This is a genomic window from Sphingomonas sp. PEI4, from assembly GCF_056679955.1.
This window is the reverse complement of record NZ_CM155258.1, coordinates 461,057-481,616: the sequence shown is the minus strand read 5'-3', so window position 1 is coordinate 481,616 and position 20,560 is coordinate 461,057. Positions and strand designations below refer to the sequence as shown.

At 66.0% G+C, this 20,560-nt stretch carries 19 protein-coding genes and 1 riboswitch; of the genes, 4 read left to right on the top strand and 15 right to left on the bottom strand.

Annotation, left to right across the window (positions count from 1 at the left end; all coding sequences use genetic code 11):
* Nucleotides 1-525: 525 nt before the first annotated feature.
* Both AC1MLZ_RS02085 and AC1MLZ_RS02080 read left to right on the top strand, forming a co-directional pair.
* Nucleotides 526-1,365 carry a glutathione S-transferase N-terminal domain-containing protein gene (locus tag AC1MLZ_RS02085; RefSeq protein WP_480960226.1) on the top strand — a complete coding sequence of 280 codons (840 nt, stop codon included), beginning with the start codon at nt 526-528 and terminating at the stop codon, nt 1,363-1,365.
* 115 nt (nt 1,366-1,480) lie between these two features.
* Entirely contained in the window at nt 1,481-3,145 is a 1,665-nt protein-coding gene (locus tag AC1MLZ_RS02080; protein WP_480960225.1) for a glycoside hydrolase family 43 protein, read from the top strand.
* A 65-nt stretch (nt 3,146-3,210) separates the two neighbouring features.
* Here the strand turns inward: AC1MLZ_RS02080 and AC1MLZ_RS02075 are convergent, their stop codons facing one another.
* Nucleotides 3,211-5,358: a M3 family metallopeptidase gene (locus AC1MLZ_RS02075; protein ID WP_480960224.1), complete on the bottom strand. Its 2,148-nt coding sequence runs from the start codon at nt 5,356-5,358 to the stop codon at nt 3,211-3,213.
* A gap of 68 nt (nt 5,359-5,426) precedes the next feature.
* Entirely contained in the window at nt 5,427-6,047 is a 621-nt protein-coding gene (locus tag AC1MLZ_RS02070; protein ID WP_480960223.1) for a DUF1826 domain-containing protein, read from the bottom strand.
* 175 nt (nt 6,048-6,222) lie between these two features.
* On the opposite strand from AC1MLZ_RS02070, the gene AC1MLZ_RS02065 reads away from it, so the two are divergent.
* Nucleotides 6,223-6,492: a DUF1488 family protein gene (locus tag AC1MLZ_RS02065; protein WP_107962382.1), complete on the top strand. Its 270-nt coding sequence runs from the start codon at nt 6,223-6,225 to the stop codon at nt 6,490-6,492.
* A 77-nt stretch (nt 6,493-6,569) separates the two neighbouring features.
* Here the strand turns inward: AC1MLZ_RS02065 and AC1MLZ_RS02060 are convergent, their stop codons facing one another.
* From AC1MLZ_RS02060 to cbiE, 7 genes are all read right to left on the bottom strand, one after another.
* The gene (locus AC1MLZ_RS02060; RefSeq protein WP_480960222.1) at nt 6,570-6,692 is read right to left on the bottom strand and encodes a hypothetical protein; all 123 of its coding nucleotides are present in this window, start codon (nt 6,690-6,692) and stop codon (nt 6,570-6,572) included.
* Nucleotides 6,693-6,811: 119 nt separating this feature from the next.
* The gene (cobF, locus tag AC1MLZ_RS02055) at nt 6,812-7,570 is read right to left on the bottom strand and encodes a precorrin-6A synthase (deacetylating) (RefSeq protein ID WP_480960221.1); all 759 of its coding nucleotides are present in this window, start codon (nt 7,568-7,570) and stop codon (nt 6,812-6,814) included.
* Nucleotides 7,567-8,286 (bottom strand): uroporphyrinogen-III C-methyltransferase, encoded by a 720-nt coding sequence (gene cobA / locus AC1MLZ_RS02050; RefSeq protein ID WP_480960220.1) that lies wholly within the window; start codon nt 8,284-8,286, stop codon nt 7,567-7,569. The genes cobF and cobA overlap by 4 nt, the downstream gene beginning before the upstream one ends.
* Entirely contained in the window at nt 8,283-9,590 is a 1,308-nt protein-coding gene (locus AC1MLZ_RS02045) for a cobyrinic acid a,c-diamide synthase CobB (protein ID WP_480960219.1), read from the bottom strand. Before AC1MLZ_RS02045 ends, cobA begins: the two co-directional genes overlap by 4 nt.
* Complete coding sequence (gene cobM, locus AC1MLZ_RS02040) at nt 9,587-10,372, bottom strand: precorrin-4 C(11)-methyltransferase (protein ID WP_480960218.1); 786 nt, start codon at nt 10,370-10,372, stop codon at nt 9,587-9,589. The genes AC1MLZ_RS02045 and cobM overlap by 4 nt, the downstream gene beginning before the upstream one ends.
* Nucleotides 10,369-10,746, bottom strand: coding sequence for a cobalamin biosynthesis protein (locus tag AC1MLZ_RS02035; RefSeq protein ID WP_480960217.1), 378 nt, complete (start codon nt 10,744-10,746; stop codon nt 10,369-10,371). Before AC1MLZ_RS02035 ends, cobM begins: the two co-directional genes overlap by 4 nt.
* The gene (gene cbiE / locus AC1MLZ_RS02030) at nt 10,743-11,945 is read right to left on the bottom strand and encodes a precorrin-6y C5,15-methyltransferase (decarboxylating) subunit CbiE (RefSeq protein WP_480960216.1); all 1,203 of its coding nucleotides are present in this window, start codon (nt 11,943-11,945) and stop codon (nt 10,743-10,745) included. The genes AC1MLZ_RS02035 and cbiE overlap by 4 nt, the downstream gene beginning before the upstream one ends.
* On the opposite strand from cbiE, the gene AC1MLZ_RS02025 reads away from it, so the two are divergent.
* Entirely contained in the window at nt 11,935-12,684 is a 750-nt protein-coding gene (locus AC1MLZ_RS02025; protein WP_480961446.1) for a cobalt-precorrin-6A reductase, read from the top strand. The two genes, cbiE and AC1MLZ_RS02025, sit on opposite strands and share 11 nt — an antisense overlap.
* On the opposite strand, the gene cobJ is transcribed toward AC1MLZ_RS02025, so the two are convergent.
* From cobJ to cobW, 6 genes are read right to left on the bottom strand one after another with little or no spacing between them, the layout of a single operon-like run.
* A complete protein-coding gene (cobJ, locus tag AC1MLZ_RS02020) occupies nt 12,660-13,409 on the bottom strand; it encodes a precorrin-3B C(17)-methyltransferase (RefSeq protein WP_480960215.1) in 750 nt (249 codons plus the stop codon). The two genes, AC1MLZ_RS02025 and cobJ, sit on opposite strands and share 25 nt — an antisense overlap.
* Complete coding sequence (gene cobI / locus AC1MLZ_RS02015) at nt 13,406-14,131, bottom strand: precorrin-2 C(20)-methyltransferase (RefSeq protein ID WP_480960214.1); 726 nt, start codon at nt 14,129-14,131, stop codon at nt 13,406-13,408. Before cobI ends, cobJ begins: the two co-directional genes overlap by 4 nt.
* A complete protein-coding gene (locus AC1MLZ_RS02010; RefSeq protein WP_480960213.1) occupies nt 14,128-14,757 on the bottom strand; it encodes a precorrin-8X methylmutase in 630 nt (209 codons plus the stop codon). The genes cobI and AC1MLZ_RS02010 overlap by 4 nt, the downstream gene beginning before the upstream one ends.
* The gene (locus tag AC1MLZ_RS02005) at nt 14,758-15,903 is read right to left on the bottom strand and encodes a cobalamin biosynthesis protein CobG (protein ID WP_480960212.1); all 1,146 of its coding nucleotides are present in this window, start codon (nt 15,901-15,903) and stop codon (nt 14,758-14,760) included.
* Nucleotides 15,900-19,145 (bottom strand): cobaltochelatase subunit CobN, encoded by a 3,246-nt coding sequence (cobN, locus tag AC1MLZ_RS02000; protein ID WP_480960211.1) that lies wholly within the window; start codon nt 19,143-19,145, stop codon nt 15,900-15,902. Before cobN ends, AC1MLZ_RS02005 begins: the two co-directional genes overlap by 4 nt.
* 6 nt (nt 19,146-19,151) lie before the next feature.
* Nucleotides 19,152-20,189: a cobalamin biosynthesis protein CobW gene (gene cobW, locus AC1MLZ_RS01995; RefSeq protein WP_480960210.1), complete on the bottom strand. Its 1,038-nt coding sequence runs from the start codon at nt 20,187-20,189 to the stop codon at nt 19,152-19,154.
* A 108-nt stretch (nt 20,190-20,297) separates the two neighbouring features.
* A riboswitch (cobalamin riboswitch) is annotated at nt 20,298-20,511 on the bottom strand.
* Between the last annotated feature and the right edge of the window lie 49 nt (nt 20,512-20,560).

Genomic DNA, 20,560 nt, shown 5'->3' with positions numbered 1-20,560 from the left:
GCCCCGCTTGTCCGTGTGACTGAAACCGGCGGGGCGCTGAAGGTTACGCGATACTAGGCGACGCCTCTGAGGGCGCGCTATGCCGCTTATACATGAATCTTGTGTGAACGGGGTGCCCCGCCCGTCCGTGCGACACTCTCGTATCCGGGCGGGGCACCGAGGACGCTACGGCGTTGGAACCCCGCGTCGCTACCCACAAGGTAGCAGGTCATCGCGGCAGGAACAGAACAGCCCGTCACGCTTGTGTCTCGTCTGATCGGAAAGTCTCGCGCCGCGGGTTTCACGTCAGCCGTGCTCGTGGCTGCAGTCGTATCGCGCTCCCCGGCAATTTAATTTTTGGAAGCGAGGCAATCGTATCAGGCGCGCCACGCGTCACCACCTGAACGACGAGATCGAACAAATCGATGTCCGTCGGCGTGTTTATTGGCGTGAGCGGCGGAGCAATTGCCTAACGGGTCCATGGTCCCGGTTAAGCTTGCAACAGGATCGTCCGCCGCCGACCTCCGGATACTTGGTTTTTGGTATGTGAACCAGGCCCTTCGCTTCCCTGATGCGCTCGTCCGCTACATCTCGGACAACATCGCGAACCTGTTCGACGAAGAGTATCAGCACCTGCTATTTCGATCACGGCCGATGCTGGTACGGCAATCGCCCCACCGCGCAGCTGAAGATCAGGCCGTGCGTCTGACCGTCCGCACGAGCATCCGACCACGCGACCTTTCGACATCGGGTGGGTATGAGGTCACCATGATCCTGCCAGTCCTCTATAGCTTCCGTCGATGCCCATATGCGATGCGAGCGCGCCTTGCGATCATATGGGGCGGAAAGCGCGTCGAACTGCGCGAAGTATCGTTGCGCGACAAACCCGCTGCAATGCTCGACGTCTCATCCAAGGGGACGGTACCCGTAATGGTGCTGCCCGACGGGTCCGTCATCGACCAAAGTCTCGATATCATGCGCTGGGCCTTTGCAGCGTCCGCCGACATCATACTACCAGGCGATCCCGCAATCATCGCGCTCAACGACGGACGCTTCAAGCACCATCTTGATCGCTACAAGTACGCCGATCGCTACTCCCCGGATGGCATCGACCACCGCAGCGCGGCTACGGAAATCCTCGAACGGCTCAATACCAAGCTAAACGACGGCGATCATCTTGGTGGCGACCGAGCACCGTTCACCGACCTCGCAGTGATGCCTTTCGTCCGCCAGTTCGCAGCGACCGACTGGTCTTATTTCAACGGTTTGCCGTTTGCCTCCCTGCAAGGCTGGCTTGCCCGGCATATGACGTCGGACCTTTTCATGCGCGCGATGGTAAGGCGGTCGGCATGGTCTACAAACGACGATCCCTTCCTGTTTCCCTAGAGTGCGGCAGGGATCGATGACTCCACTGCCCGCTGACCGGAACTTGTTGCCGTGAGGCATTACTGTATGCCGGCACCGAAGCGGCTCGCCAGTGTCCGTACAATGGAGAGCGTTCGTGCAGTTCAATGGCAAATTCCACCTTGGCCTGTGGATCGGGACGGCGCTCTCTTTGACAGCCGCGGCTGCCAGTGCGAGGCCGGCATATTTCGAGCAGTTCACCTATCGGGGGAAGGCCGGAAATGTCGTCGCGGTTGGCGTTGATCAATATCGCAATCCGATCCTGCCGGGCTATTATCCCGATCCATCGATCACACGTGTCGGCGATGACTATTACCTGGTCAATTCGTCATTTGCGCATTTCCCCGGACTGCCTGTGTTCCGTTCGGCGGACCTGGTGAACTGGACCCAGATCGGCAACGCGATCGACCGCCCGGGGCAGGTCGACTTCACCGGCCGTACGGTGTCGCAGGGGCTCTTTGCGCCCGACATATCCTATCATGCGGGCACGTTCTTCATCGTCAATACCTGCGTCGAATGTGGTGGTAACTTCGTGATTACCGCCAGGAACCCGGCGGGGCCGTGGTCTGAACCGACCTGGCTCGGTTTCGAAGGGATCGACCCTTCGATCTTCTGGGACGGTGACAGCGCGTATATCGTCAACAACGGCGCACCAGACGAAGCGCCGCGCTACGAAGGCCATCGCGCCATCTGGATGCAGGCGTTCGATTGGCGGACCCGCAAGATGGTTGGCAAGCGTACGCAGATCGTCAATGGCGGCGTCGATATCACGAAGCAGCCGGTCTGGATCGAGGGCCCGCACCTGCTGAAGCACGGCGGCTTCACTTATCTGATAGCGGCCGAGGGCGGCACGTCCGAGCAGCATTCGGAGGTCGTGTTTCGTGCCAAGGCGCTGCGCGGTCCTTATGTCCCCTTTGCGGGGAACCCCATCCTGACCCAACGTGATCTCGATCCTGACCGGCCGAACCCGGTTACATCGGCCGGCCACGCCAAGTTCGTCGAGACCCGGGACGGCAAATGGTGGAGCACGTTCCTTGCGACCCGGCCGTATCGCGACGATTTCTACAACACGGGGCGCGAGACCTTCCTGTTGCCGGTCGATTGGCGCGACGGTTGGCCGCATATCCTCTCTCCCGGCACACCGATCCCGTACGCTGCTGCTCGTCCGGACTTGCCGCGGCAGGCCACAGGCAGGACGGTATCGGCGGGTGATGTCGAGTATACCGATACGTTCGACGGCGCGCGACTGGGGTTGGCGTGGATCGGTATCCGCAATTCGAAGCAACCGATCTATCGCTTGGAAAATGGCTCGATGGTGCTCGACGGCAGGGCGCCGCTTGGCATGGTGACCGGCGTTCCCGCCTTTGTGGGCCGCCGCCAGCAGCACCATGTTGCAACAGTCTCTACGACGCTGCGGTACACGCCCGATGCAGACGGCGACCGTGCCGGACTGGCAGCCATCCAGAACGATCGCTCGTTCCTGGTCTTCGCGGTCACCCGGATAAACGGCAAGCCCGTGGTGGCCCTCTACACCCGTGATGCCGAGACATCGGATACGCTGGTTGCCACCGCACCGATCGTGACGAACCGGCCGATCGCGCTGACGATCCGCGCCGATGGTGGAACGATGGCGTTCGACTATGCCATCGATGGAGTCCGCAAGACGCTGAAGGCGGGTGTCGATGTGACATTCCTCAGCACCAAGCGCGCGGGCGGCTTCGTCGGTACGGTCATCGGCCCCTACGCATGGCAGGCGCGGTGATGCCAGACCTGGCCCAAGGATATTAGCGGCGGACGGCCCCGCTCGCCGCTAATATCCCGCTGCGCCTACTTCTTGGTAGCCGTCAGGCCACGGTCTTCCAGCATTGGGCCGATATCCGGGTCCTTGCCGTAGAACGCCTTGAACATCGGCGCGTAGTCTTCCGTATGACCCTTCGACAGGATCATGTCGCGGAAGCGCTGGCCGTTCGCGCGGGTCAGGCCGCCATGCGCGACGAACCACGCATAGGCGTCGTTATCGAGCATCTGCGTCCACAGATACGCATAGTATCCCGCTGCATAACCGCCCGCCCAGATGTGTGCGAAGTAGCTGGTGCGATAGCGTGGCGGCACGTCCTTCGTGTCGAGGCCCATCGTCGTCAGTGCCTTCGTCTCGAACGCGTCGACATCCTGCGGCCCCGCCGATGCCGGCAGCGAATGCCAGTCCTGGTCGAGCGTCGCCGCCGCTACCAGTTCGCCAAGCTCGTAGCCCTGGTTGAACTTCGCCGCGTTCTTGATCTTAGCAGTCAGCGTCGCCGGCATCAGCGCGCCGGTGCGATAGTCCTTCGCATAGTTCGCGAGCACCTTGGGATCGAGCGCCCAATGTTCGTTGAACTGCGACGGGAACTCGACCCAGTCGCGCGCGGTGTTGGTGCCCGAGACCAGCGGATAGGTCTGGTTCGCGAACAGCCCATGCAGCGCGTGGCCGAACTCGTGGAACATCGTCGTCACGTCGTCGAACGTGATCAGCGCTGGCTGGCCCGGCGCGGGCTTGGTGAAGTTTGCGACGTTATAGACGACCGGCTTGGTCTTGAGCAGCTTCGACTGGCCGACGAAGTTCGACATCCACGCGCCGCCGGACTTGTTGTCACGCTTCCAGTAGTCGAAATACATGAGGCCTAGTTCGGAGCCATCCTTGTCGAACACGGTGAAGACGCGGATGTCCGGCTGATAGGTCGGGATGTCGCGGCGTTCCTTGAAGGTGACGCCGTAGAGCTGGTTCGCAGCGAAGAACACGCCATCGGTCAGCACGCGGCCGATCTCAAAATACGGCTTCAGCTCGTTCTGGTCGAGGTCGTACTTCGCCTTGCGAACCTTGTCCGAATAGAAATCCCAATCCGATGGTGCGAGGGGGAACGAGGTGCCGGTCGCGTCGATCGTCTTCTGCAGTTCGGCCGCCTCGCGACGCTGTTCGGCGGCAGTCGCGGGGACGAGTTGCGTCATGAACCCCTTCGCCGCGGCCGGGGTCTTCGCCATCTGGTCGTACAGCGAATAGGCGGCGTAGTTCGGATAGCCGAGCAACTGCGCCTTCTGTGCGCGCAACTGCGCGATCTTCTGGATCAGCGCGCGCGTATCGTTCGCATCGCCGCGCTGCGACCGGTTCCAGCTCTTCTCGAACAGCGCTGCCCGGGTCGCGCGATCGGTCAGCGAGGCGAGCGCCGGTTGTTGCGTCGTGTTCTGGAGCGACAGGACGTATTTGCCGGGCATGCCCCGCTCCTTCGCGCCTTCCGCTGCGGCGGCGATCTCGGCATCGCTCAACCCGGCAAGCTTGGCCTTATCGTCGACCACCAGCGCGCCTGCCTTGGTCCCGGCGAGCAGCTTCTGCTGGAAGTCGGTCGTCGCAGTCGAGATCTGCGTGTTGAGCAACCGCAGCTTGGCCTTGTCGGCGTCGTTCAACTGCGCACCGGCGTGCAGGAAATCGCTGTGATAGATCTCCAGTACCTGCTTCTGCTCGGCATCGAGACCGAGCGAATCCTTCTTCGCGTACAGCGCCTGGACGCGCGCGAAGAGCTTGGGATCGAGGTAGATCGCGTCGCTGTGCTGCGCGAGCTTGGGCGCCTCCGCAGACCGTACCGCGTCGAGCGCATCGTTGGTGTTCGCCTGCGACACGCCGAAGAACGCCTGGCTCGCGCGATCGAGCGTCCGGCCGGAGCGCTCCATCGCCTCGATCGTATTGGCGAAGGTCGGTGCTGCGGGATTGTTCGCGATCGCCTTCATCTCGGCGATCTGTTCCGCCATGCCCTGTTCGAGGGCGGGCTGGTAATCGGCATCGGTGATCTGGTCGAAGCGCGGCGCCTGGAACGGCAGCGTGCTGGGGATGGTCAGAGGATTGACGCGCGACGGTTTGGCAACCGGTCTGGAGGGGGTTTGCGCGGAGGCGGCGCTCGCGATGCAACAGAGCAGGGCGGCGGAACGAAGCAGGATTGGACGCGACATCGAGGGCTCACAATGACAGGAGTGATGACGCTCTTCTTGCATGGAGCGGCGAGAGGTTACAACGTCCGTCATCGCGGATCATGGGCACCGCCCAATGGATCGATCGCCAATAGCAGCCGTGTGATCCCCGTCGCCGCAACGGGCGGCGAACGGTGGAGAATTTCCGGACGCTCGGCCCACACTCGCCCTTTGAACAGGCCCACCTCGCCGATTTCCAGTTGGCCATCCGCTACGGGTGGATCGGCATGTGTGCCACAGGCAGCGAGCCACTGCGTTCCAGGGCCGACGAGCGGCATCAGCAACCGTACCGTCACGGTGTCGGCGTGAAACTTCCGGCATGCATCGGTCTGGATCACATCCAACCGAACGCGGAGACGGTCACACGCTACGATCTTCGCAAAGCGCACGGCGAGCGTGACAAGCCCGTCCGCAAACTCGGGATCGTGCGGGTATCCCGCGTCCGCAAGCGATCTGGCTAACGCCCCCGGTACATCGACGACATCCATGTCGGCATCGATGTCGTCGATCGTATCCCAGTCCAGTTCGCTGACCGCGATGCCATATTCCGGCGTAGGCCGTTGCCAGATCGCCAGATGCACGGTTTCGTCCATGATGCGATCCAGGATCGTTGGATCGCGTCCGATCGCCACCGCGGCGCATAGCGCAGCCCCTTTCTCACGCGTATTCATCGGCATTCGTTTCGCGGATTCTGTTTAATGATATAGTGTATCATACTGCTTTCGTGCCATCGTCTCCGCAGACCGTCAACCCGCTCGAGCCCTCGCATAGTTTTGCTTGCTGCACCGACGCTTGCGCTGTTGCCCGAGCGCAGGCAGTAGGCGGGCAAACCTCAGGAGTTCCGACATGGCCAGCGCATTAGAAATCGATCAGTCGAGCATCGTCGACAACGACATCCAGAAGCAGATCGAGTTCCTCGGCGAGTTCGACGGCGACGAATATGAGTTCGCGGTGAAATACGCGGTTCTCAAGGAGTTGAGCGGCGACGAGCCCGAGGATGACGGCATCGAGCTGTTCAACCGGTTCAACGACGATATCGTCGACGCGTGCCTGGCAGCGCTCGAGCGCAAGCCCGGGGCATCGACGATCGTCGTCGACGAGAACGACCTCGAATAACGGCTGCAGGCTGGCGACCGGCGATCGTCTTCAGGACGCGCCGGTCGTCGGCTGACACTTCGCAAAAGCGGGATGACCTAGTCTCCGGTGACGAACCGTCGGATGCGCGCCGAATAGCGACTACCGACGAGCAGCGTCACCCCGAACAGCATGGACGCTCCCCATATCGTCGCAAAGACGATGATGACGATCCTGAGCATGGTCGAACTCCGTCATTCCTTCGATTGGCGGGGCCTATTATCCAGAACCGGCACGGCACCTGAACGTCGCGTCAATCGTGCGTTCATTTCGGTCGGTAGCGGGCCGATCGTTATCGCCGTCAGACGTGTCGTTCCCGGCGGAGCAGGTAGATATCCATGATCCAGCCATGCTCTGCGCGAAGCGAAGCCCGGGTGCGAACGATCTCCGCGCCGACCTCACCGAGCGGACCTGCGATCAACGATTGGTTCGGCATGCCGAGATAGGCACCCCACCAGATCGCAACGCCCTCCGCTGCGAGTGTCTCGAACGCCCATCCGCCGTCGAGCATCACTGCCAGCGTATCCGCCCCCTCCGGCCATCCCCCTGCCCGCAACCGGCGCCCCGTCGTGATCAGCACCGGCGCAGCAAGCGTATTGAGCGGAATGGCGTGTGCCGCAGTCAGCACCTGAAGACTGGTGATGCCGGGTTCGACATGGACACGGATCGCCATGCCGCGCTCTCGCAAGCGATCGGCGATCCGCAGGCTGCTGTCGTATAGCGACGGATCGCCCCAGACGAGCAACGCCAGCCGTCCGCCGTCAGGCAGATGCGCGGCGATCTGGTCGGTCCACGCATCGGCGATCGCACCGTGCCAGTGATCGACCGCCGCAAAGTACGGCACGTCCGGATCGCGTTGCGGAAGATCGAACTCGACGATGCGCGTGGTGCCGGTCACGACCTCGGCGCAGATCGTCCGGCGCAGATCGATCAGATCGGACTTCGCGTCACCCTTGCGCGGCAGGAGGATGAGGTCGGCGGCGTTGATCGCGGCGATCGCGGCCAGCGTGAGATGCTGCGGATTGCCCGTGCCGATGCCGACGAGGTGAAGGTCGATCATTCGGAGTCCATCAGCGGGCCGTAGAGGATGAGCGCTGGTTTGCCGGAAAAGCCCTCCTGCAATTGCATGGCAAGCTCTGCGATCGTCGAGCGCGCCAGGCTCTGGTCGGGGTGCCCGACATTCTCGGCGATCATGGCGGGCGTATCGGGCGACAGGCCATGCGCGATCAGGGATGCGGCCAGCGCCGGGAAGGTACGCTTCGGCATGAAGACGACCGTCGTCGCCTCGGGATCCGCGAGTGCGGCCATGTTGCGCTGTTCGGGCAGATCGCCGGTGACGTCGTGGCCGGTCACGAACTGGACCCGACGCGCGCTGAGCCTGCGTGTGAGGGGGATCTGCGCGGCGGCCGCGGCGGCGCTCGCGGCGCTGATGCCCGGGACGATCTCGAACGGGATGCCTGCCGCTCGCAGCGCGACGATCTCCTCTTCGAGTCGGCCGAACATGCCGGCGTCGCCCGATTTCAGCCGGACGACGCGGATGCCGGTTCGGGCGTACTCGATGAGGAGTTGCGAGACGTGCGCCTGGCTCGGCGAAGGCCGACCGGCGCGTTTGCCGACCGCGACCAGATCGGCACCGGGGCGGGCATGGCCGAGTACCGCCGAGGACAGGTCGTCGAACAGCACTGCATCCGCCGCCTGCAATCTGGATACGGCTTTCAACGTGAGCAACTCGGGATCGCCAGGGCCCGAGCCGACGAAGGACACGAACCCCGTCATGAAACAGGCGCGATCATGTGGAAAAACGTACCCGTGACCCGTCCGCGACGCGAGCCCGTCTCCGGCACCGCCTCTCCCTGTGCATCGACGACATCGGCTAGCGGCGCGTCAGGCTGTTCGAGGATCGTTGAAAAGTGAAACTCATGCCCTGCGAGCGTGGCGCCCTGCGCGTAGCCGGCCATCGGCGCGAGCAGCGATGCTCGTCGATAGCCGAGATGCATCTTCCGCTGCGCGTAACTGGTGACGAGGCCGAGCAGCCCGGCCATCCGGTGGCGTGTCCCGTCGGCGTCGATCAGCCCCTCGCCGAGCGCCATATAGCCGCCGCACTCGCCGTGGACGGGGCGCGTCTGGGCGTGCTCGGCGAGTGCTGCGTGGAAATTACGGGCTTCGCCGAGGCGTCCGGCATGGAGCTCGGGATAGCCGCCGGGTAGCCAGACGATGTCGGCGTCGGGCGACGGCGCCTCGTCGGCGAGCGGCGAGAACGGTCGTATTTCCGCTCCTGCCCTGCGCCAGCCCTCCAGGACGTGCGCATAGGTGAACGAGAACGCGGCATCCTGCGCGAGGGCAATCCGCTGCGCCGGGGGGCTGACCCACGCTTCGTGGAGGACGGATTTCGCGGTCGCGGTCGCCGCCGCCCGGAGCGCCGGGATATTGACGTGTGCGCGCAGGAACATGGCATACTCATCGATCCGCGCGTCGAGGTCGGCGTGCTCGACCGCCTGGACAAGCCCTAGGTGACGTTCCGGCAGCTTGAGGTCGCCGCGTCTCGGCAACGCGCCAAACACGCGAATGCCGACTGCGTCCATGCCGGCGCGCGCGAGACGTTCGTGCCGCGGACTGGCGACGCGGTTGAGGATGACGCCGGCGATCGGTACGCTCGGATCGTAACGGCTGAAGCCTAGTGCGGTGGCGGCGGCGGACTGTGCCTGGCCCGAAACGTCGATCACCAGTACGACCGGCCAGCCCATCCGGCGAGCGATGTCGGCGCTGGCCCCGTTGCCGGTCGCGCCAAGGGTGGCAACGCCGTCGAACAGCCCCATCGATCCTTCGGCCAGCGCGAAGTCGGCATCGTCGGCCTTGGCCACAAGCGTATCGAGCATAGCGGCGGGCATCGACCAGCTGTCGAGATTGAACGACGCCCGGCCGCTCGCGGCGCGGTGGAAGGCCGGGTCGATATAGTCGGGGCCGCTCTTGAACGGTTGGACTGCAAGCCCGTCGTCGCGAAGCGCGCGGAGGAGGCCGAGCATCACGGTGGTCTTGCCGGTGCCCGACGCTGGGGCGGCAACAAGCAGGCCTGGGGTCATGCCTCGCCTCCAGCGAACTTCGACTCCGCCGATTGCGGGCGAAAGCGTCGATCATAGCCTTGCGCGTAAAGGCTGCTCTCGGCGAAGTCCTTGGGGGAAATCGCCTGTCCGACGAGAATCAGCGCGGTGCGATCGGGTTTGCCTTCGATCGTGTCCGCGATCGTCGCGAGCGTGGCGCGTTCGACTTGCTGGTCGGGCCAACTCGCGCGCCAGACGATCGCTGCCGGACAGTCGGCGCCATAGGCTGGCGTCAGATCGGCGACGACCTGCGCAAGGTTGTGCACCGAAAGATGGATCGCGAGCGTAGCCCCGGTCGCGGCGAACGCAGTCAGGTTTTCGGCAGGCGGCATCGTACTGGCGCGGCCCGGCGTACGGGTGAGCACGACCGATTGGGCGAGTTCGGGCAGCGTCAGCTCGATCTCCAGCGCAGCGGCGGCGGCGGCGAAGGCGGGCACGCCGGGCGTGATCGTGAACGGGATGTCGAGCGCGCGAAGGCGGCGGAGTTGCTCGCCCATCGCCGACCAGATCGACAGGTCACCCGAATGGAGACGGGCGATGTCCTGCCCGGCGTCGTGTGCAGCCCGGATTTCGGCGACGATCTGGTCCAGCGACAGCGGCGCGGTGTTGACGATGCGCGCGCCGGGGGGACAGTGATCGAGCATCGCCGTCGGGATCAGTGAGCCGGCATAAAGGCAGACGGGTGATCCGGCGATCCGATCGCGACCGCGCAACGTGAGAAGATCGGGCGCGCCGGGGCCTGCGCCGATGAAGTGGACGGTCATGCTTCGAATCCTTCGGCGCCCGATCGCGCTATGGCACAGGTGGCCATCCGATCAGGTGAGATATGGCGGGAGGCCAGCAACCGGGCGCCCGCACCCGCCGCGGCGAGCGCAGAGGCTTCGGCGACGCTTCCTGTAGCGCGCGCTTTCAGGCTGGCGGCAGACTGCGTCGACGTTGGCGCCGACTGCAACGCGCTGGGCGATACCGCGATCATCGGCACACCCATAGCCTCGGCGAGCGGTGACACCAGCGCCTGCTTGTCGTGCGGCGCGGCAAGCGCGGTCACCGGAGGGTGGCCATGTTGCGCACTGGCGAACACGTTCCGCAAAGCATCGAGCGTAGCGCCCTCCCGAAAACCGAAGCCGGCGACGATCACAGGCAGACGCTCCACTGGACGACGGGATAGCGCGCGCGCCAACCGCGACGCGAGCCGATCGGAACCGCGTCGGATAGTTCGATGCGCAATAGCGTGCCGCCTTTCAGTCCGTGCCAGCGCGTGAGCAACACTTCGGATTCCAGCGTCACCGCGTTGGCGACCAACCGCGTTCCGGCGGCAAGCGTCGAGAAGAGGGATTCCAGAAGCGTTTCCGACAGACCGCCGCCGATAAAGACGGCGTCGGGCCGCGCGTGGCCTTCGAGGATCGCAGGCGCCCTACCCTCCACGACCTTCAAACGATCTGCTCCCAAGGCAGCGGCATTGGCGCGAGCCCGGTCGGCGCGGATAGGGTCGGCTTCGAATGCGATGGCTTGCGTCGATGGATGCGACAACAGCCATTCGATCGAGATCGAACCCGAGCCGGCGCCGATATCCCAAAGCAGTTCGCCCGGCCTCGGCGCGAGTGCGGACAGCGTCAGGGCGCGAATCGGGCGTTTGGTGATCTGGCCGTCATTATCGAACCATTCATCGGACAGGCTGCGCGGCATTGTCGCACCGTCTCCAGCGAAGGCGATGCCGACTGCGACGGGATGCGCGACATCGTCGAACGCGAACGCCGCGGCGGTCGTGTGGCGGATCCGTTCGCGGGGCCCCCCTAATGACTCCAGGATGTGCAGATCGGATGCGCCAAAACCGAGTTCGGTCAGATAGCGCGCGAGTTCGCTGACCGCATCGCCGTCGCGGACCAGCGCGAATGCGTAGCGGCCGATCGCGATGTGCGGGCGTAGCCGGGTCACCGGGGCTGCATGAAGACCGAGGCACGACGTGTCTTCCAGCGACCAACCAAGCCGGGCTGCGGCGAGGCTGAACGTCGACGATACGGGATACGCTATCCATTCGTCGGCAGGCAGATGGCGGGTTATCGACGTGCCCGCGCCGAACCAGAACGGATCGCCCGAGACGAGCATGACAACACACCGGCCACGATGCGCGAGCAACCGCGAGATACCGTGATCGAACGGTACTGGCCAAGGTTCGACCTCAGCCGTAAGATCGCCGACGAGCGCGAGATGGCGGGTCGCGCCCGTCACGATCTCTGCTTCGGCGAGTGCCAAGCGTGCCGGCGCGGAGAGGCCGGCGATGCCGTCTTCGCCAATCCCGACAATCGTCAGCCACGGAGCTTCAGCCATTCCGACCATCCTCGTTCTTGGCGGCACGACCGAGGCCAGCGCGCTGGCTGCGATGTTGGCTGAGCGAGGCGATGCGGCCGTGTTGAGTTACGCCGGGCGCGTGGCGAGCCCAAAGGCGCAACCGATCCCGGTGCGCGTCGGTGGTTTTGGCGGTATCGACGGGCTGGCGTCGTATTTGCGGGAGCACCGCGTAACGCATCTGGTCGACGCGACGCATCCGTTCGCAGCACGGATGAGCGCGAATGCCGTCGCGGCCGCAACACGGGCGGGCGTTGCGCATATCGCCTTGACGCGACCCGCGTGGACGCCCGTTGCTGGCGATCGGTGGACACGCGTCGTTGACATCGAAGCTGCGGTCGCAGCTCTGGCTGGCCCCGCGCGCCGCGTGATGCTGGCGCTGGGTCGGATGCATGTCGATGCGTTCGGCGCGCAGCCTCAGCACGATTATCTGTTGCGCTTCGTCGATGCGCCCGATCATTCGCCGGGGTTGCCGCGGCATCATCTGGTGGTCGATCGCGGGCCGTTCGATGTCGTTGGCGATCGGCAGTTGATGGAGGCACACGGGATCGAGGTCGTGGTCTGCAAGAATGCGGGCGGTACGGGCGCGCAGGCCAAGCTGGGCGCGGCGCGTGCGCTCGGGCTGCCGGTGATCATGATCGACCGGCCGATCCTGCAGGCTCGCCTGGAGGTGCATGCGGCGGCGGACGTGCTGTACTGGCTTGATCATGGTGCCGACCGGGGCGTGTAGAGGATCGGGCCTGCCGGGCGCTCGATGATCCGGGTGAGGCTGGAGCCGATGATGATCATCGTCCGCATGTCGGCCATGTCCGCGCGAGCTTCGGTGAGCGGGACGATGCGGAGGGTTTCCTCAGGCGTCGAGACGGCGCGGGCGAACAGCACCGGGCGGTCGTCGCGGCAGGTTTCGCGTAGGATCTCGAAGACGCGGATCAAGGCGTCGGGACGCGCCTTCGATCGGGGGTTGTAGAAGGCGATTGCGAAGTCGGCCTCGGCGGCGAGGCGCACGCGGCGTTCGATCAACGACCAGGGTTTGAGATTGTCCGACAGATTGATCGCGCAGAAATCATGGCCGAGCGGGGCTCCGGCGCGGGCGCTTGCGGCGAGCATCGCGGTGATGCCGGGGAGTACGCGGATGTCGAGATCGCGCCGTTCCTGCGGGCCGGCTTCGAGCGCTTCGAATACCGCGGCGGCCATCGCGAACACGCCGGGATCGCCCGAGGATACGACGACCACGCGGTGGCCTTTGGCTGCGAGCTTGAGGGCGTGCGTGGCGCGGTCGAGTTCGACGCGGTTGTCGGTCGGGTGGAGCGTGAGGCCGTCGCGGGGGGCGACGCGCGCGACGTAGGGAATGTAGCCGATGACGTCGGTCGCTTCGGCAAGCGCGGCGGTGACTTCGGGCGTCACGAGGTTTGGATCGCCGGGGCCGAGACCTGCGATGGCGAGCCAGCCAGTCATGGACGGCGTCCTTGTCCGTGGATCAACAGGATCGAGAAATACGGCGTGATGGCGTCCGCCTCGCACAGCCGCGTCACGCGCTGATCGGCCATCGCGGCGTATTCCACCAGCCATGCCTCGCTCTCGCGCCCGGCGGCGGCGACGGCGCGGCGGAGCTTGGCGAGGTGACGGCCGATCTTCATCACGACCAGCGCGTCGGTGTCGCGGATGCGGCGGACCAGATCCTCCTCGGGGAGCGTGCCCATCAGCACCGTCAGCACGTCGTCGCCCCAGGTGATCGGTGCGCCGCTGGCGGTCCAGGCGCCGGACATGCCGGTGATGCCGGGGACGACCTGCACCGGGGCGACCGTCTGCAGTCGGGTGTAGAGGTGCATGAACGAGCCGTAGAAGAACGGGTCTCCTTCGCAGAGCACGACGACGTCTTCGCCAGCGTTGGCTAGCCCCGCGAGGTGATCGATGCAGCGGGTATAGAAGGCCGAGAGGCAGTCGTTGTAGCGCGGGTCCGAAACGGGAATTTCGGTGGTGACCGGATATTCCATCGGGAACTCGATCACGTCGGCGCGGAGCATGCCTTCGACAACCTTGCGCGCCTGGCCGGGGCGTCCGGCCTTACGGAAGTACGCGACGTGGCGCGCGGCTCTGACCAAGCGGTCGGAGCGGACGCTCATCAGGTCTTGCGCGCCTGGGCCCAAGCCTACGCCGTGGATCGTTCCAATAGTCATTCAGTGCCGCTCGCGAGCGCGTTGATCGCCGCGACGGTGATCGCGCTGCCGCCCATCCGGCCCTCGACGACGACGCAGGGGACGGGTTGGTCGGTCCAGAGTGCAGCCTTCGATTCGACCGCGCCGACGAAGCCTACGGGGCAACCGATGATCGCCGCTGGACGTGGACAATCTGGGTCTTCGAGCATGTTGAGCAGGTGGAACAAGGCGGTGGGCGCGTTGCCGATCGCGACGACGGCGCCGGCGAGATGCGGGCGCCAGAGTTCGAGTGCCGCCGCAGATCGGGTGTTGCCCATCGTCCGGGCGAGCTCAGGTGTTTCGGAGGCGTGGAGCGTGCAGATGATGCGGTTATCGGCCGGTAATCTGGCGCGGGTAATGCCTTCGGTGACCATTCGGGCGTCGCACAGGATCGGCGCGCCGGCCTGCAGCGCGCGGCGGGCCTCGGTGGCGAACGTCGGCGAGAAGCGGAGGTGCTGGGCGAGCCCGACCAAGCCCGCGGCGTGGATCATGCGCACGGCGACCGGCTCTTCCTCGGGCGAGAAGCGGGCGAGATCGGCCTCCGCGCGGATCATCGCGAAGGACTGGCGGTAGATCGCCGCGCCGTCGGTTTCATAGGCGTACGGCATTCAGGCGGCTCCGAAATGGGCGAGGATCTGTGTGGCATCGAGGCCTGCGCGGGAAGGTGGCGCGCCCGCTCGGGCGTCGAAGGCGAGGTCGTAGCGACCTTCGCGCCCGGTCAGCGTGACGTCGGCAGGGGCAGCGCGCGCGCATCCCTTGGCGCATCCGGAGACGTGGAGCCGGCCGGCGATGTGGGGTGCTAGGCGGTGTGCGAGACTGCGGGTTTCGAGGGTAGCTTGCGGACAGGCCGGTGCGCCTACGCAGGCAGCCGTGCGGAGTAACGGCGAGGATGGATCGGTGATGAAGTCGGCGGGGTCCGGCGGCACCGCGGGCTTGGCATCCGTTTCGCAGATCGCGATGTGCCAGGGTGTCAGGCGGATCGCTCCAATGGCGGGCTCGGCTCCAACGAAGCGGGTTAGTGCCGTCGCCAAGACCCGACCTAATGGCAGGCCGAGCGCGACGCCGAGTGGGTGCCTGCCGGGTTGGAGCCTGTACGCCGATAGCGCGGGGGACGTGCTGCCGGCAGCCCAATCCGGAAGCGGCGCATCATGTCGGGCCATGCGACCGCTCGCGGCGCCGCCGGTCTCCACGAACCAGCGGGCTAGCGCGATCAGGTGGTCGATTTCGGTGCCGGACGACAGCGGCGTCCCGAGGTCGCGGCCGTCTGCGCGGAGGATCAATTGACCGGATGGGCTGCGTTCGATGCGGAAGTCGGCGGGGGCGTCTTGCAGCGTGGGCGTGGCGCCGGCGTCGATCGCGAAGCCGACCTTGCCGGGAAGATCCGGCAGCTCCGACAGTCGAGCGTGCAACTCTTCCGCTATACGGTGGGTGTCGTCGCCTGCACGCCAGTCGGGTACGACGAGGATGTTGGCGCGCGCCTCTCGGGTCTGGTCCCGGTCGATCAGGCCGAGATCGAGAAGTGCATCGATCAGCGGGCGCCAGCTTTCCTCACGGACACCGCGGATCTGGAGGTTGGCGCGGGTGGTGGCGTCAATCTGGCCGTTGCCGTGCTGCGTCGTGGCTTCGGCAAGGCCCAGAACTTGCGCGCGGGTCAGGCGACCTAGCGGCGGGCGGAAGCGAACGAGCAGGCCGTCGCCGGCCATCATCGGGCGCCACGCGTCGGGGCACCAGCCCTTGACGACGAACCCGGTCATGCCGGCAGGTCCAGCGCTGCGAGGATCGAGTTGCGGCGGGTCGGCCATAGGTCTGCGGCGTGGAGCGCGGCGAAGCGCGCCTGCATCGCCGCGAGCGCGCCGGGGTTGGCTTCGGCGAGGAAGGCGTGGACGTCGTCGCGGCCGAGCGTGGCGTCGTAATAGAGGTCGATCAGTTCTGGGCGGACCGCGCTGGCGAGGTGCGCGAAGGCGCCGAGGTGATCGAGCGTGGCGGCGATCTCCGCACCGCCGCGGAAGCCGTGGCGCATCATGCCGTCGACCCAGTCGGGGTGGGCTGCGCGGGCGTGGACTACGCGGGCTATTTCCTCCTTGAGCGGGCGGGCCTTGGCTTGGGTCGGGTGTCTCGCGTCGAGATGATAGAGGGTGGCGTTACCTCCGGCGACCGATTGCGCGGCTGCGAAGCCGGCCTCGTGCGCGGCATAGTCGGCGGCGAGAAGGAGGTCGGTTTCGGGGAGATCTTGGACGTGGACGAAGGCATCGGCGGCAGCGACACGGTCGCGGATGCCGGTGGGATCGAAGTTGCCTTGGCCCCCTCCCCCATCGGTGTCGAGCGCGTGGCTCGAGGCGGATAGCCACGCTTGGCCCGCAGCGAGGCGCGCTTCCGGCGTGTAGGTTTCGGCGGCGTCGCCCATGCTCAGGCCGTAGCGGCCGGGTTCCGGGCCGTAGACGCGGGGCGTCGGGGTCTGGCCGACGAAGGGGTTCCAATCGGCGGGTTCGTCGCGTGCGGCCAGGGCCCGGACGGTCTGGCCGAACATCGTGCAGAGCGTCGGGAAGGCGTCGCGGAACAGGCCGGATACGCGCAGGGTGACGTCTATGCGGGGGCGGTCGAAGTTGGCGAGCGGGAGGATCTCGACGCCCGTTACGCAATCGGACTGCATGTCCCACACCGGCTCCGCGCCGAGCAGGTGGAGTGCCATCGCAAACTCCTCGCCTGCGGTTCGCATCGTCGCAGACGCCCAGAGATCGACGACGAGATTGCGGGGGTAGTCGCCGTGGTCCTGTAGGTGACGGCGGACTAACTCGTCGGCGAGTTTGATGCCTTGGGTATGCGCGGCGCGGGATGGGACTGCGCGGGGGTCCGTCGTGTAGAGGTTGCGGCCGGTCGGAAGGACGTCGGCGCGGCCTCGCCAGGGGGAGCCTGATGGGCCGGGTGCAACGCGTTTGCCTTGGAGTGCCGACAAGAGTCCGGCGCGTTCGGCTTCGCCTTGTTCGCCGCGACCGTAGATGTGGAGGCCGTCGCCGTATTGGCTTTCCTTCACGTCGCACACGAACGTGTCGATGCGGGTGATCGCGTCGGCTTGGGACTGCGTGTCGTCGAGGCCTAGTGTCGCGGCGAGGCCGGTCGCGGTGGCTTCGTCGCGGATGTTGCGTTGCAGGCGGTCTCGGCGGGCTGGATCGAGGCCATCGGCGTTGGAGAATTCGTCGAGCAGGGCTTCGAGGCGGCCGAGACCTGCGCCGGTGCGCGTGCGTTCCAGCGGTGGCGGGACGTGGCCGAGCGTGACCGCACCGATGCGGCGTTTGGCTTGGGCCGCTTCACCGGGGTCGTTGACGATGAACGGGTAGATGACGGGCATGGCGCCGGTGAGGGCTTCGGGCCAGCAGTCGTCGGACAGCGCGACCGACTTGCCGGGGAGCCATTCGAGCGTGCCGTGCGCGCCGACATGGACGAGCGCGTCGGTGCCGCGGGCGCTGAGCCAGAGGTAGAAGGCGACGTAGGCGTGACAGGGGCAGCGGGAGAGGTCGTGATACTCTTCCGCACGTTGCTCGGTTCGGCCGCGTTCGGGTTGGAGCGCGACGAGCGCGCCGCCTTGATCGTTCGCTGTGAAGGTGAAGTCTTCGGTGGGCGCCCCCCAGGTATCCTGGAGGTCCTTGCGGAGGGCTTCGGGGAGTTTCGCGAGTGCCTTGCGATACTCGGATAGCGGCCAGTGAATGCGTGACGTGGCGAGGTCACTTGCGTCGGGGGCGATTGCGTAACCGGCCTGAGTGAGGTCGGCGAGGATGGCTTGCGTGGAGGCAAGCGCGTCGAGGCCGACGGCGTGAGCCATCTGGTACGCCTTGCCGGGGTAGGTCGAGAGGACGATCGCGATGTGGTGGTCGGCGACGGGTTTGCTGGCGAGTTTCGTCCAGGCTTCGATCCGCGCGGCGATGGCCGTGATGCGCGCCAAGTCGGCGCGGTGTTCGCGGCGGGTGTATTCCAGGTAGCCGTCCCGCGCGGCCGCTTCCTTGAAGCTGGCCACGCCGGCGAAGAGGCGGCCGTCCACTTCGGGGAGGACGACATGCATGGCGAGATCGGCTGGGGACAGGCCTCGCGTTGCGCCGAGCCATGCTGCGCGGTCGGAGGTGGCCAGCGCGATCTGGAAGACCGGCACGTTGGCGGCGTCGAGCGGGGTGGTGTCGATCGCGCCGCGTGCGGAGAAGGCGGTGGCGTTGACGATCGCGGCGGGCTTCAGGGCCTCGACCCACCGGCTCAGCCAGCCGCCTGCGTCGGGCGCTTTAAGCGAGGGGGCGAACAGGCCGATTACGTCGAAGCCGCGCGCGGTCAGTTCGGCGTGGAGGGCTTCGATCGGGTGGAGGTCGGCGGCGGTCAGGTAGGAGCGGTAGAAGACGATCAGGATGCGGGGGCGGTTCGCATTGAGCGCGAACGCCGCCGGGCAGGTCACGCCATCATGCGGTTGCCAGCCACCGACATCGGCGATCGCGCGGACGCCGGTGACGGGGCCGGCGTAGCAGCCGGCGGCCAGCGCGAACTGGGCCAGCGCCGCTTGGGCTGCGACCGCGCCGCCGGTGTCGCAGAGATGGGCCAGGCGGCGCAGCGTCGAGAGCGGGATCGTCGATGCGGCGTCGAGGCGCGTATCGATGCGCCCGTCTGCGGCGAGAACCGCTAGCGCGATGCCTTTCTCCCGCGCGAGGTTTTCGACCTGTTGCAGGCCGTAGCTCCAATAGGAGCGCCCGCCGATCAGCCGGATCAGGATGCCCTTCGCGCCGGCCAGCGTCTGCTCGACATAGGTGTCGACCGAGAGCGGATGCTGGAGCGCGGTCAGGTTCGCGAGGCGTAGCGAGGGCAAACGGCTTCCGGCGGCGTCCGCACGTCTCCAGCCCGCGGCGAATGCGCCGAGGTCGCCGTCGGAGAAGGACAGGACGACGAGATCCGCGGGGGTTTGGGCGAGGTCCTGAGGGACCGCGCTTTCCTCCAGCCCGTGGGTCTCGCGGAAGACGACGTGCATCGTGGCTCAGGCGTCCAGCGCGGCCTTGATGCGGGCCTCGTCGATGCGGTCGTGTTCGGCGATGACCACGAGTTGCGTGCGGCGGGGTTCGCCTGCGCGCCACGGACGGTCGTATTGCGTGCGGACGCGGGCGCCGACCGCCTGGACGAGCAGGCGCATCGGCTTGCCGGTGACCGCGGCGTATCCCTTCACGCGGAGGATGTCGGCGTTGCGGGCGAGTGCTTCGATCTTTGCGGTGAGGTCGGCGGGGTCGGCGATCTCGCCTAGTTCGACGACGACGCTGTCGAAATCGTCATGCTCGTGATCGTCCTCGCCGTCGTGGTGCGACGGGCGGGCGGCGATGTCGTCTTCGGCGGAGGCGTTGAGACCCAGGATTATGCGGGGATCAATCACGCCATCGGTTAGCTCGATCACGGCGAGCGGGCGGGCGGATTCGGCGGCGATCACCGCGCGCGCTTTGGCTACGCCTTCGGGACCGGCGAGATCTACCTTGGTCAACAGCACGAGATCGGCGCAGGCTAGCTGGTCCTCGAACACCTCCGACAACGGCGTCTCGTGATCGATGCTCGGGTCGGCGGCGCGCTGGGCGTCGAGCGCGGCCACATCGGGGGCAAAGCGACCGGCGGCGACCGCCTCGGCATCGGCGAGCGCGATGACGCCGTCGACGGTGACGCGCGATCGGATCGCGGGCCAGTCGAACGCCTTGAGCAGCGGTTTTGGCAGTGCGAGGCCGGACGTCTCGATCAGGATGTGATCCGGCCGCGGGTCGAGCGCGAGCAGCGCCTCGACGGTCGGGATGAAGTCGTCCGCCACCGTGCAGCAGATGCAGCCGTTCGCCAGTTCGATCACGTTCTCGGCCGGGCAATCGGGGATCGCGCAGCCTTTGAGGATATCGCCGTCGATGCCGAGCGTGCCGAATTCGTTGACGACGACGGCGAGGCGGCGGCCGTTCGCGTTGCGGATCAGGTGGCTGATCAGCGTGGTCTTGCCGGCACCAAGGAAGCCGGTGACGATGGTGACGGGGACCTTTGAAAGATCGGACATTATGAAACTCCTCGACGTCTGAAAGCACACGCACGCACAGCCTTGCAGCCGTACATGTTCGTCGCTCAAACGGAGTACCGTGCCGTGACCACCCCCTGGATCAAAGCAAGAGCGACCGTTGCGCTGGCAGGTCTCCTGGCTCGCGGGTCGAAGCTTCTCGCACACCTTCCCAGGCCTAAGGCCCAGTGGCTGCCCCGAAGGGCGCGTGCGTGTCGCTCACCGCTTACAGTTGCAGGGACAGCCGCGGCATTGGAGGAGCGAACCCCTTCCGCACCGCATTCCCATTCAAGCCCCGAAGGGCACCAGCGCGATCAACGAGGTTCGGTCGAACCAACCCTCACGAACGCGAACTAACGGACTTTGCGTTACGC